The organism is Sphingomonas parapaucimobilis NBRC 15100, assembly GCF_000787715.1.
Lineage (GTDB): Bacteria > Pseudomonadota > Alphaproteobacteria > Sphingomonadales > Sphingomonadaceae > Sphingomonas > Sphingomonas parapaucimobilis.
Genome location: NZ_BBPI01000075.1, coordinates 1 through 12,644 on the forward strand (window position 1 = coordinate 1; position 12,644 = coordinate 12,644).

General features: G+C 68.4%; 11 protein-coding genes and 1 pseudogene. All 12 read left to right on the forward strand.

What is annotated here, in order from left to right; all coding sequences use genetic code 11:
• Positions 1 to 203, forward strand: a pseudogene (locus SP5_RS14335) (16S rRNA (cytosine(1402)-N(4))-methyltransferase RsmH); the annotation flags it as partial.
• Positions 200 to 865, forward strand: a complete 666-nt coding sequence (locus SP5_RS14340; protein WP_042490018.1) for a hypothetical protein — start codon at positions 200 to 202, stop codon at positions 863 to 865. The pseudogene SP5_RS14335 and the gene SP5_RS14340, both read left to right, overlap by 4 nt.
• Complete coding sequence (locus SP5_RS14345) at positions 862 to 2,580, forward strand: peptidoglycan D,D-transpeptidase FtsI family protein (protein ID WP_042490021.1); 1,719 nt, start codon at positions 862 to 864, stop codon at positions 2,578 to 2,580. Before SP5_RS14340 ends, SP5_RS14345 begins: the two co-directional genes overlap by 4 nt.
• A 10-nt stretch (positions 2,581 to 2,590) precedes the next feature.
• Positions 2,591 to 4,021 carry a UDP-N-acetylmuramoyl-L-alanyl-D-glutamate--2,6-diaminopimelate ligase gene (locus SP5_RS14350; RefSeq protein WP_042490039.1) on the forward strand — a complete coding sequence of 477 codons (1,431 nt, stop codon included), beginning with the start codon at positions 2,591 to 2,593 and terminating at the stop codon, positions 4,019 to 4,021.
• Positions 4,018 to 4,149, forward strand: coding sequence for a hypothetical protein (locus tag SP5_RS19915; protein ID WP_257575634.1), 132 nt, complete (start codon positions 4,018 to 4,020; stop codon positions 4,147 to 4,149). Before SP5_RS14350 ends, SP5_RS19915 begins: the two co-directional genes overlap by 4 nt.
• Positions 4,146 to 5,519: a UDP-N-acetylmuramoyl-tripeptide--D-alanyl-D-alanine ligase gene (locus tag SP5_RS14355; protein WP_042490023.1), complete on the forward strand. Its 1,374-nt coding sequence runs from the start codon at positions 4,146 to 4,148 to the stop codon at positions 5,517 to 5,519. The genes SP5_RS19915 and SP5_RS14355 overlap by 4 nt, the downstream gene beginning before the upstream one ends.
• A 5-nt stretch (positions 5,520 to 5,524) precedes the next feature.
• On the forward strand, positions 5,525 to 6,595 hold the full coding sequence (gene mraY, locus SP5_RS14360; protein ID WP_042490026.1) for a phospho-N-acetylmuramoyl-pentapeptide-transferase: 1,071 nt from the start codon (positions 5,525 to 5,527) through the stop codon (positions 6,593 to 6,595).
• Positions 6,592 to 7,965 carry a UDP-N-acetylmuramoyl-L-alanine--D-glutamate ligase gene (gene murD, locus SP5_RS14365; protein ID WP_042490028.1) on the forward strand — a complete coding sequence of 458 codons (1,374 nt, stop codon included), beginning with the start codon at positions 6,592 to 6,594 and terminating at the stop codon, positions 7,963 to 7,965. Before mraY ends, murD begins: the two co-directional genes overlap by 4 nt.
• Positions 7,962 to 9,191, forward strand: coding sequence for a peptidoglycan glycosyltransferase FtsW (locus tag SP5_RS14370; protein ID WP_042490032.1), 1,230 nt, complete (start codon positions 7,962 to 7,964; stop codon positions 9,189 to 9,191). Before murD ends, SP5_RS14370 begins: the two co-directional genes overlap by 4 nt.
• The gene (gene murG / locus SP5_RS14375) at positions 9,188 to 10,339 is read left to right on the forward strand and encodes an undecaprenyldiphospho-muramoylpentapeptide beta-N-acetylglucosaminyltransferase (RefSeq protein WP_042490034.1); all 1,152 of its coding nucleotides are present in this window, start codon (positions 9,188 to 9,190) and stop codon (positions 10,337 to 10,339) included. Before SP5_RS14370 ends, murG begins: the two co-directional genes overlap by 4 nt.
• The gene (gene murC, locus SP5_RS14380; protein ID WP_042490036.1) at positions 10,336 to 11,751 is read left to right on the forward strand and encodes a UDP-N-acetylmuramate--L-alanine ligase; all 1,416 of its coding nucleotides are present in this window, start codon (positions 10,336 to 10,338) and stop codon (positions 11,749 to 11,751) included. Before murG ends, murC begins: the two co-directional genes overlap by 4 nt.
• Positions 11,748 to 12,635 carry a UDP-N-acetylmuramate dehydrogenase gene (gene murB, locus SP5_RS14385; protein WP_174435555.1) on the forward strand — a complete coding sequence of 296 codons (888 nt, stop codon included), beginning with the start codon at positions 11,748 to 11,750 and terminating at the stop codon, positions 12,633 to 12,635. The genes murC and murB overlap by 4 nt, the downstream gene beginning before the upstream one ends.
• Positions 12,636 to 12,644 lie beyond the last annotated feature (9 nt).

The following is a 12,644-nucleotide window of genomic DNA, read 5'->3' on the forward strand; positions in this document are numbered from 1 at the left end:
ATCTGCCCGAACAGGCGGCGGCGCGGGCACCCAGCTTTGCCCAGGTCGGCAAGGCGGTGCGCGCGGGCGAGGCGGAACTGGCCCGCAATCCGCGCGCGCGCTCGGCGACGCTGCGCTTTGCGACGCGTACGGAATCCCCGGCCTGGTCGGCGGATAGGGGCAGGGCGCCGGGGGGCGAGTTGACTCAGGAGTTTGGCGTATGACGGCGGCGTATCGGTTGAGGGGGATAGGATGGTTCGGGAGCTGCGTCGCAGTCGTCCTGGGATTCTACCTCGTCTCCCTGCAGGTGGCGGCGGAGCGCAAGAAGCTCGACGACGTCAACGGCCGCATCGCCGCTGCGCAGCGGGACATACGTGCGCTGGAGACGGAGTTCGATACCCGCGCCAATCTGGTTCAGCTGGAAAAGTGGAATGGCGACACGCTGGCGCTGACCGCGCCGGTGGCGGGCCAGTTTGTCGGTGACGAGGCGCAGCTGGCCTCGCTCGACGTGACCCGTGGTCCCGCCGAGGGCACGATCCAGACCGCCGCGCTGCTCGTCCCCTCGCAGCCTGCGCCTGTCGTCGTCCAGCCGGAAGCCGTGGCCGCCGCCGCGCCAGCCGCCCTGTCCAAGCCCAACGCGCCCGCCCCCGTCGTCCGCCTCGCCAAGGTGGATCTGCCCAAGCCCCAGATCGTCCAGGCCGTGTCCGAACATGTCGTGACGACCAAAAAGGCCAAGCCCGCCCCGATCGCGACCGTCCGCACCGCCGCCGCCGTCGCGAAGGTCCGGCCGGAAGCCGTGGCGATGCTCGACCGCCAGCTGCTGTCCGACACGACGCTGGGTGATATCCTGAAGGGCGCCAAGACCGAAGCGCGGCGGCGGCGTTGAGCGTTCTGGTCGCGCGTCCCGCCGGAACGCAGCGTACCGCCGGCCAGCGCCATGCGCTGGTCGCGACGACGCATATGCGCCTGATGATGCTGATGATGCTGTTCGGCGCGGCGGTGGTCGTCGTGATCGGGCGGCTGATGCTGCTGGCGGTGTTCGCCGGACCTGCCGATGCGGCCGCGCGGACCGCCACGCTGGCGGCGCGCGGCGATATCGTCGACCGCAACGGTGCGCCGCTGGCGCGCACGATCGACAGCTGGACGATCGCGGTTCATCCGAAGAAGCTGATCGGCGATCCTATGGAGGTCGCCGCGCGCCTCGCCGCACTGATGCCCGATCGCGGCGATCAGGCCTGGTTCTATGGCCAGCTGACCCGCAAGGCGAACTTCGTCTATCTGCAACGCCGCGCCAGCCCGACCTTGGTCGAGCAGGTCAATGCCATCGGCGAGCCTGGCCTTGTCTTCGATCGCGAGACGCAGCGCCTCTATCCGCAATCCTCGCTCGCCGCGCACGCGCTGGGCTTCCTGTCGACCGACGGGCACGGGATGAGCGGCATGGAACGCGTGCTCGACCAACGGCTGCTCGATCCGGCGCAGTCGGGCAAGCCCGTCGCGCTGTCGATCGACACCCGCGCCCAGGCCGCGCTGGAAAGCGAACTCGGCCGGGCGATGAACACCTTCTCGGCGCGCGGCGGCGGCGGCATCATCCTGGACGTGCATACCGGCGAGGTGATCGCGATGGTCTCGCTGCCGACCTTCAACCCCAACCGGGTCGGGATGGCGGGCACCGAGGAACTGCGCAACATCACCACGCAGAGCGTGTTCGAGCTGGGGTCGACCTTCAAGCCGATCACCATGGCGGTGGCGATGGAGAATGGCGTCGTCACTTCGATGCAGCGGCGCTTCGATGCGACGCATCCGCTCAAGGTCGGCAGCTATACCATCCATGACGAAGCGGGCGATCCGAAGCGCTGGCTGAACATGGCCGAGACACTGATCTACTCGTCTAACGTTGCCACCGCGCGCATCGCCGACGAGATCGGGCCGCAGCGGATGCAGACCATGTTCCGCAAGCTGGGCTTCGATACCAAGCCCGATATCGAGCTTCGCGAAAAGGGCCGCCCGCTGCTGCCCACCTATTGGGCGCGCACGACAACGATGACGACCGCTTATGGCCACGGCATTGCGGTGACGCCGCTGCACCTGGCCTCGGCCTATGCGGCGCTGGTCAATGGCGGCATCTGGCGTCCGGCGACGCTGCTGAAGGTCGCGCCGGGCCATGCCGCGGCGGGACGGCGGGTCATCAGCGAGGCGACCAGCTACAAGATGCGCCAGATGCTGCGCCTGATCGTGATGCGCGGCACGGGGCGCAAGGGCGATGCGCCGGGCTACCGCGTCGGCGGCAAGACCGGAACCGCCGAGGCGGCGGTCGCGGGCGGCTATGATCGGTCGCGCAACGTGGCTACCTTCGCCGCGGCGTTCCCGATGGATGCGCCGCGTTATGTGGTGCTGGCGATGCTCGACTCGCCAAAGGGTACGAAGGAGACGTTCGGGTGGAAGACCGCAGCCTGGAACGCCGCCCCCGTGGTCGGACGGACGATCACGCGGGTCGGCGCGATGCTGGGCGTGGTGCCCGATGCCACCAAGGATATCGACGAGTCGGATATCCTGCCTACCCTGTGGCAGGACCCGAAATCGCCGCCGGTGGATGGACGATGAGGCGCGCGGCATGAAGCTGAACCAACTGGACCATGGCATTACGGGCGAGGGCGGCGACGCCCTCGTCTCCGGTTTCGCGATCGACCACCGCAAGGTCGCACCCGGCACGATCTTCGGCGCGTTCCAGGGCGCGCGGGTGAATGGCGAGGATTTCATCGCCGACGCGGTGCGCAGCGGGGCCGTGGCGGTCGTCGCGCGGCCCGGCGTGACGGTCGAGGGGGCGGTGCATATCGCCTCCGACGAACCGCGTGCCGCCTTTGCCCGGCTGGCGGCCGCGTTCTTCGCGCCCTTCCCGGCGACGGCGGTGGCGGTGACGGGGACCAACGGCAAGACCTCGACCGTGGAGATGACGCGCCAGCTCTGGCGTATGGCGGGGTATCACGCCGCCTCGATCGGGACGCTGGGCGTCACCACCGCCGATGAACGGACCTATACCGGGCTGACCACCCCCGATGTCGTGACCTTCCTGTCGAACGTCGCCGGGCTGGCGCGCGAGGGCGTGACCCATCTGGCGTTCGAGGCGTCGAGCCACGGCCTGACCCAGTATCGCACCGAGGGGCTGGACGTGTCTGCGGCGGCGTTCACGAACCTTTCGCGCGATCACCTCGACTATCATGGCGACATGGGCGCGTATCTTGCGGCGAAGATGCGGCTTTTCTCCGAAGTCCTGTCGCCCGAGGGCACGGCGGTCGTCTGGGCCGATGACGTGCAGAGCGGTCGGGTGATCGACCTGGCGCGGGCGCGCGGCAACAAGCTGGTGACGGTCGGTACGCGCGGATCGACGCTGAAATTGGTCGAGCGGCATCCGACCCTGCTGGGTCAGGGGCTGGTGATCGAGGACGAGCATGGCCAGGCGCACAAGGTGCAACTGCCGCTGATCGGCGCCTATCAGGCCGCCAATGCGCTGGTCGCGGCGGGGCTGGTGCTGGCGACCGGCGGCGATCTGACGACGACCATCGCCAACCTCTCCCGGTTGCAGCCGGTACGCGGGCGGCTGGAGCGCGCCGCCATCGCGCGGAGCGGGGCGCCGGTCTATGTCGACTATGCCCATACCCCCGACGCGATCGAGGCGGCGATCGCCGCGCTCAAACCCCATGCGGGCGGGCGGCTGATCGTCGTGATCGGCGCGGGCGGCGACCGCGATCCGGGCAAGCGGGAGGTCATGGGGCAGGTAGCCTCGATGCATGCCGACCGGGTGATCGTGACCGACGACAATCCCCGCACCGAAGACCCCGCCGCGATCCGCGCCCAGGTGATGCGCGGTGCGACCGGTGCGATCGAGATCGGCGACCGCCGCGAGGCCATTGCCGCCGCCATCGCCGAGGCGGGGGAGCAGGATATCGTACTGATTGCAGGCAAGGGGCATGAGCAGGGTCAGATCGTCGGCGATCTCATCCTGCCCTTCGACGATGTCACCGTCGCGCGGGAGTGTGCGGCATGACGGCGCAGGCTCCGACCAAGACGCCCCCGGTGGACAAGGCCGATGCCGCACAGCCGGACGCGCCCGCACGGGTGCGGCCCAAGCTGTCGCTGCATTATGGGGCGAAGACGGCCGAGGAGCGCAAATGAGCTTGTGGACCGCGCAGGAGATCGCCGCGGCGACCGGCGGAACGGCCTCCGCCGACTTCGCCGTTTCGGGCGTGGCCTTCGACAGCCGGGAGGTCGGCCCCGGCGACCTGTTCGTCGCCATGTCGGGCGAGGCGACCGATGGCCACCGCTTCCTCGATCAGGCTTTCGGCCAGGGGGCAGCGGGGGCTCTGGTCAGCAATCCGACCGACCATCCGCATGTCCGGGTCGCCGACAGCTTCCGCGCACTGGAGGATCTGGGCCGGGCGTCCCGTGCCCGCACGCAGGCGACGATCATCGGCGTCACCGGATCGGTCGGCAAGACCAGCGCCAAGGAGGCGCTCTACGCCGCCCTCGAACGCGGTTGGCGCGGCGCGGTGCACCGCTCGGTCAAGAGCTACAACAATCATACCGGTGTGCCGCTAAGCCTTGCGCGGATGCCGCGCGACGTTCGCGCGGGCGTGTTCGAGATGGGGATGAACCATGCGGGCGAACTGTCCACGCTGACGGCGATGGTGCGCCCGCATATCGCCATCGTCACCGCCATCGCGCCCGCGCATACCGAGTTCTTCCCCGACGAATCGGCCATCGCCGACGCGAAGGGCGAAATCTTCCAGGGGCTGCAACCCGGCGGCACCGCGATCATCCCCTATGACAGCCCGCACCGTGATCGCCTGATCGCTGCGGCGCGGCCCTATGCCGACCGCATCGTGACCTTCGGCTTCGACCCCGCCGCCGATGTCCGCGCGGTCGAGGCGATGCGCGGGGCCACCGGCGGCAGCTTCGTCACCGCCAGGCTGGGCGACAAGGAACTGAACTTCACTTTGTCCCAGCCGGGGCGGCATTGGGTGTCCAATGCGCTGGCGGTGCTGGCCGCCGTCGATGCGGCGGGCGGCGATCTGGGGCTGGCGGGGCTGGCGCTGGCCGAACTCGGTGGTCTCGCCGGGCGCGGTGCGCGGTTCCGGGCGGGCAATGGCGCGCTGGTCATCGACGAAAGCTACAACGCCAATCCCGCCTCGATGCGCGCGACACTGGCGGTGCTGGCCGAGGAGCCGGGGCGGCATGTCGCGGTGCTGGGCGAGATGCGCGAACTGGGCGAAGACTCGGCCGATTATCACGCGGGGCTTGTCGAGCCGATCCTTGCCGCGCGCGTCGAACGGGCGCTGCTGGTCGGCGAATCGATGGCGCCGCTCGCAGCCGCGCTTGAGGGGCGTGTCGATTTCGTCCATGTGGCGGATGCGAAGGCCGCGCGCGAGGCGCTGGCCGCTATCATCGCACCCGATGACGTGGTGCTGATCAAGGGGTCGAACGGGGTCGGGCTGTCGCGTGTCGTGGCGGCCCTGCGCGGCGATATCCCAACGGGCGGGGCGTGAGTTAGATGCTGTACTGGATCGCGGAGCATCTCGGTTTTCCGGGGCTTCTCAACCTCATCCGTTACCAGTCGTTCCGCACCGGCGCGACGGTGGCGACCGCGCTGTTCATCGGCCTGATCATCGGGCCGCGCTTCATCGGCTGGCTGCGCGTCCGCCAGGGCAAGGGGCAGCCGATCCGCGCCGACGGGCCGCAGACCCACCTCGCCAAGCGCGGCACGCCGACCATGGGCGGGCTGATGATCCTGACCAGCATGACGCTGTCGATCCTGATCTGGATGAACGTGTTCAATCCGTTCGTCTGGGCGTGCCTGTTCGTGACTTTGGGGTTCGGCGCGATCGGCTTCCTCGACGATTATGACAAGGTGCGAAAGGCCTCGACGGCAGGCGTGTCGGGCAAGACCCGGCTGTTGCTGGAATTCGCCATTGCGGGCGTGGCGGCGTGGATCATCATGGGGCAGAACGGGCCGCATCTCTACCTGCCCTTCACCTCGCGCATGTATCTGGATCTGGGCTATGCCTACCCGCTGTTCGCCGCCTTCACCATCGTGGCGTTCGGCAATGCCGTGAACCTGACCGACGGGCTGGACGGGCTGGCGACGATGCCGGTCATCATCGCCAGCGTCGCCTTCATGGTCATCGTCTATCTGGCGGGCAACGTGAAGTTCGCCGATTATCTCGGCATCCCGCATGTGCCGGGTGCGGGCGAGCTGGCGATCTTCTGCGGCGCGGTGGTGGGTGCTGGCCTTGCCTTCCTGTGGTTCAACGCGCCTCCGGCGGCGGTGTTCATGGGCGACACCGGCAGCCTGGCGCTGGGCGGCGCGCTCGGCACCATCGCGGTCGTCGCGCATCACGAGATCGTGCTGGGCATCATCGGCGGCCTGTTCGTGGTCGAGGCGATGTCGGTCATCATCCAGGTCTTCTTCTACAAGCGGACCGGCAAGCGGGTGTTCCGCATGGCGCCGATCCACCATCATTTCGAACAGCTCGGCTGGTCGGAGCCGACGGTCGTGATCCGCTTCTGGATCATCGCCTTCGTGCTGGCGCTGGCGGGCCTGTCGACGTTGAAGCTGCGATGATCGTCGCCAGCGACTGGGCGGGGAAACGTTACGCGGTGCTGGGGCTCGCACGCTCCGGCGCCGCGACCGTTTCGGCGTTGCTGGCGGGCGGGGCGAGCGTGGTGGCATGGGACAGCGATCCCGCCAAGCGTGAGGCTCTGGCTCCCCTCCCCTTCAGGGGAGGGGCTGGGGGTGGGGCCTCGCCGCAAACTGTACGGCCTGAGGATGCGCCCCACCCCAATCCTTCCCCTGAAGGGGAGGGGCTTGTTGTTGCGCCGCTCGACGACCTGTCAGGCTTCGACGCGCTGGTCGTGTCGCCGGGCGTGCCGCTCAACACCCATCCGCTGGCCGCTGCCGCCCGAGCTGCTGGCGTGCCGGTGATCGGCGACATCGAACTCTTCGCCCAGGCGCGGCGGGACCTGCCGCCGCATAAGGTCGTCGGTATCACCGGCACCAACGGCAAGTCGACCACCACCGCGCTGGTCCATCATATCCTGAAGACGGCGGGCCTGCCGACCCTGATGGGCGGCAATATCGGCCTGCCGATCCTGGGGCAGGAGCCTCTGCCCGAGGGCGGGGTCTATGTGCTGGAGCTGTCCAGCTATCAGATCGACCTGACGCAGCGCCTGGATTGCGACGTGGCAGTGCTGCTCAACATCACGCCCGATCATCTCGACCGCTATGACGGGTTTGCGGGCTATGCCGCGTCCAAGGCGCGGCTGTTCGCGATGCAGTCGGCAGACCATGTCGCGGTCATCGGCACGGGCGACGAAGCCTCGGCGAATATCGCGCAGGGGCTGGCTGGACGGACCGACGATCTCGTCGCCATCGCAGCCAGCACGATCGACCAGAGCCGCTGGCCCGCGTTGCAAGGCCCGCACAATGCCCAGAACGCGCAGGCGGCCATTGCCGTCGCCCGTGCGCTGGGCATCCGCGAGGATGCGATCGAGGCAGGTCTCGCCAGCTATGCCAGTCTGCCGCACCGGATGCAGCAGGTCGCGACGCGCAACGGCGTAGCGTTCGTCAACGACTCCAAGGCAACGAACCCCGAATCCACCGCCCCCGCACTGGCGGCCTTCCCCCGCGTCCACTGGATCGTCGGCGGCAAGCGCAAGGGCGACGATCTCGACGCCTGCACCGCGCATCTGGATCATGTCGTCGCGGCCTATACCATCGGCGAGGCTGCGCCTTTGTTCTTCGGCCTGTTGAAGGACAAGGTGCCTGTGGTCGAACAATCCGGCACGCTGGAGGCGGCGGTCGCCCATGCGGCGGCGGCCGCGCAACCCGGTGACACGGTGCTGCTGTCCCCCGCCTGCGCCAGCTTCGACCAGTTCCGCGACTACGAAGCGCGCGGCGACGCTTTCCGCGCGGCGGTGGAGGCCCTGGCATGAGCGAGCGTGCGCCCAAGACCCCGCGTCCCGGCCTGATCGGGTCGATGAAGGGACGCGGCGGACGCGGCGACCGCTCGCCGCTGGGCACTTGGTTCTGGGACATCGACCGGGTGCTGCTGCTGCTCACCCTGTTCCTGATCGCGATCGGCCTGATCGCGGTTGCCGCCGCCAGCCCCGCCACCGCGATGCGCTATTCGGGCGAGCATCGGAAATTCGCGCCGCTCTATTATTTCTGGCGACAGGTGATGTGGGTCGGCGTCTCGCTACCCGTGCTGTTCATCGTGTCGATGCTGCCGGTCGTCACCGCGCGGCGCATGGCGGTGCTGGGCACGGCGGTGCTGATCGCCGTCCTCGCCGTGACGCCCTTTATCGGCGTGTCGATCAACGGCGCGCGGCGCTGGGTCGGGTTCGGGATCGCGCAGTTCCAGCCGTCCGAGTTCCTGAAGCCGATGTTCATCGTGACGACGGCCTGGATCTTGTCGCTGCGGGCCAAGGAAAAGGATCTGCCCGCCACGCTCATTACCATGGGCATGACCGGGCTGGTTGCCGGGCTGCTGATGCTGCAACCCGATTTCGGCCAGACGATCGTTTTCTGTCTGGTCTGGCTGGCGCTGCTGATGATCTCGGGCACGCCGATGCGGGTGATGCTGGCGATCGGATCGCTGGCGCCGATCGGGCTGGTCACCGCCTATATGTTCTATGGCGTGGCGCGCAGCCGCATCAATGCGTTCCTCTTCCCCGATGTCGATGGCGAGGGTGCGGCCGACCATTTCCAGGTGAACGCCGCGCACAACACGTTGACCGCGGGCGGCTGGACCGGGACGGGGCCGGGCGGGGGCACCGCCAAGTTCGGCCTGCCCGAGGCGCATACCGACTATATCTTCTCGGTGATCGGCGAGGAGTTCGGGCTGATCGCCTGCTCGATCATCGCGCTGGTCTTCCTGGCGATCGTGGTGCGCGTGTTCGTGAAGCTGCTTGACGAACAGGACGAGTTCAAGCTCTACGCCGCCTCCGGGCTGGCGGTGCAGTTCGGCGCGCAGGCGCTGATCTCGATGGCGGTGAACACGGGGCTTGCGCCCTCCAAGGGGATGACCCTGCCGTTCATCAGCTATGGCGGCTCGTCGATGATCGCGCTGTCGATCGGGATGGGGTTGTTGCTGGCATTTACCCGGCGCAACCCGTTCCTGACGCGCAGCCCCTATGTAGTCAGGTGGAGCGGGCAATGAGCCGTCACTTCGTCCTCGCTGCCGGAGGCACCGGCGGCCATATGGTCCCCGCCGCGGCGCTGGCGGCCGAGCTGACCCGGCGCGGCCACCGTGTCGCGCTGGTGTCGGATGCGCGCGGCGTGCGCTTTCCGGGGCTGTTCGAGGATATCCAGACGCATGTCCTGCCCGCCGGGCGCTTTTCGGGCGGGCCGGTCGGCTGGGCCAAGGCGCTGCGCGAGATGTGGCGTGGCCGGGCGATGGCGCGCGAACTCTACAAGACGTTCCGCCCGGCGGCGGTGATCGGTTTCGGCGGCTATCCGGCGATGCCTGCCCTGCTGGCGGCGTTCGCGGAAGGGATTCCCACCGCGATCCATGAGCAGAACGCCGTGCTCGGCCGGGTCAACCGGCTCGTCGCGGGCAAGGTCGATGCGATTGCGCTGTCCTATGAGGATACGCAGCGACTGAGCGCCAAACATGCCGACAAAACCCGGCTGGTCGGCAATCCGGTGCGCGACCAGGTGCTGGCGCTGCGGTCGCGGCCCTATCCGCTGCTGGAGGAGGACGGCATCTTCCGCGTCCTCGTCACCGGCGGCAGCCAGGGGGCGAGCATTCTGAGCCAGGTCGTGCCCGATGGCCTCGCCATGCTGCCCGTGACGTTCCGGCGGCGGTTGCAGGTGACGCATCAGGCGCGGATCGAGGATATCGACGCGGTTCGCGCCAAATACGCCGAACATGAGATTCCGGCCGAACTCGCCACCTATCTGCCCGACCTGCCCGAACAGCTCGCCTGGGCGCATCTGGTGATCGCGCGGGCGGGCGCCTCGACGCTGGCCGAGCTGACCGTGGCGGGCCGCCCGGCGATCCTGGTACCGCTGCCCAGCGCCACCGATGACCACCAGACGGTGAACGCGCGCGAGATGACCAGGGCGGGCGGTGCGCGCACCATCGCGCAGGGCGACTTCACGCCGGTGGAACTGGCGAAGCAGATGCAGAAGCTGGGCCTCGACCCGGCGGCGCTGGAGAATGCGGCGGGCCGCGCGCGCGCCTGTGGACGACCCGAGGCGGCGAGCGACCTCGCCGACCTGGTCGAAAGCCTCGACGCGCCGCGCATGGTCTTGCCGGTGGGCAAATCGCAAAGGACTCAGAATTTGGCGGGAGCAGGCGCATGAAGGGCGTCGCCACGGATATCGGCACGATCCACTTCGTCGGCATCGGCGGCATCGGCATGTCGGGCATTGCCGAGGTGATGAAGAATCTCGGCTATCGGGTGCAGGGATCGGACGTAGCCGAGGGTTATGTGGTGCAGGGCCTGCGCGATAAGGGTATTCCGGTCGCCATCGGGCACGCTGCCGACAATCTGGGCGATGCAGCGGTGGTCGTGACCTCGACCGCGATCACCCGCTCCAACCCGGAAGTCGAAGCCGCGCTGGAACGCCGCATCCCCGTGGTTCGCCGGGCCGAGATGTTGGCCGAGCTGATGCGGTTGAAGTCCACCGTCGCGGTGGCGGGCACGCATGGCAAGACGACGACCACCTCGATGGTCGCGGCGCTGCTGGATGCCGGGGGTGTCGACCCGACCGTCATCAATGGCGGCATCATCAACAGCTATGGCTCGAACGCGCGTCTGGGTGCCAGCGACTGGATGGTCGTCGAGGCGGATGAGAGCGACGGCAGCTTCCTGCGGCTGGATGGCACGATCGCGGTCGTGACCAATATCGACCCCGAGCATCTCGACCATTATGGCTCGTTCGACCGGGTGAAGGACGCGTTCGTCGAGTTCGTCGAGAATGTGCCCTTCTATGGTGCGGCGTTGCTCTGCCTCGACCACCCGGAGGTACAGAATATCCTGCCGCGCGTCCGCGACCGGCGCGTCGTGACCTATGGCTTCTCGGCCCAGGCAGATGTGCGCGGCGTCAACGTCACGCCCATCCCCGGCGGCAACCGGTTCGAGGCGATCATCCGCCATCGCGACGGCACCGCGCGCTCGATCGAGGGAATCGAAATGCCGATGCCCGGCCGCCACAATGTCCAGAACGCGCTGGCCGCGATCGGCGTCGCATTGGAGCTGGGCATTGACGATGCGACCATCCAACAGGGATTCAGCCAGTTCGGCGGCGTAAAGCGGCGCTTCACCAAGGTCGGCGAGATCGCGGTGGATGGCGGCGCGGCGACCGTGATCGACGATTACGGCCATCACCCGGTCGAGATCCGTGCGGTGCTGGCCGCCGCCCGCGAAGGCGCGCGGGGTCGCGTGATCGCGGTGGTGCAGCCGCATCGCTTCAGCCGGCTTGGCAATCTGATGGAAGAGTTCCAGACCGCCTTCAACGATGCCGACCGCGTGCTGGTGACGCCGGTCTATGCGGCGGGTGAGCAGCCGATCGAGGGTGTGGACGCTTCCGCGCTGGTCGAGGGGCTGAAGCGGCGCGGGCATCGCTCGACCGCGACCGTGGCCGATGCGGACGCGCTGGCCGAGGAGCTGGCGGGGTCGATCCGTGCGGACGACATGATCGTCTGCCTGGGTGCGGGCGACATCACGAAGTGGGCGGCGGGCCTGGCCAGCGCCATCGAGGCGCGCCGATGAACCTGCCCGATACCGCTGGCCGATTGACCCCCGCTGCGCCGCTGGCGCCGCTCGTGTGGTTCAAGGCGGGCGGACCGGCCGAATATTTGCTGGAGCCGAAGGACACGGACGACCTTTCGGCGTTTCTGAAGACGCTTGCAGGCGACGTGCCTGTCATGGCGCTGGGCCTCGGTTCCAACCTGATCGTGCGGGATGGCGGCGTGCCGGGTGTCGTGATCCGTCTGGGCAAGCCGTTCAGCTACGCACGGGCGGGAGAGGGGCACGTCATCACCTGTGGCGGCGGCACCTCGGGCATCCTCGTCTCGTCCAATGCGCGCGATGCCGGGATCGGCGGGCTGGAGTTCCTGCGCTCGATACCCGGCACGGTGGGTGGTTTCGTGCGGATGAATGGCGGGGCCTATGGGCGCGAGGTGGCCGATGTGCTGGTCTCCGCCACGGTCGTCCGCCGCGACGGCACGGTCGAGACGCTGGGCGTCGCCGACCTTGAATATACCTATCGCCACTCCAACCTGACCGACGGAACGGTGGTGGTCGAGGCGACCTTCCGGGGCCATGCCGCCGAACCCGCCGACATCCAGGCCGAGATGGACCGCATCGCCGCCGCGCGTGAGGCCTCGCAGCCGCTGCGCTCCAAGACCGGCGGTTCGACCTTCAAGAACCCCGAGGGGCACAAGGCCTGGGCGCTGGTCGACGCGGCGGGCTGTCGCGGGCTGACGCTGGGCGATGCGCAGGTGTCGGAAAAGCATTGCAATTTCCTGCTCAACCTCGGCAACGCCACGGCGGCGGAGATCGAGGCGCTGGGCGAGGAAGTCCGGACGAAGGTGAAGGCGCAGTCGGGTGTGACGCTCGAATGGGAAATCCAGCGTGTCGGGGTGACGAAGTGAGCGTTGCAT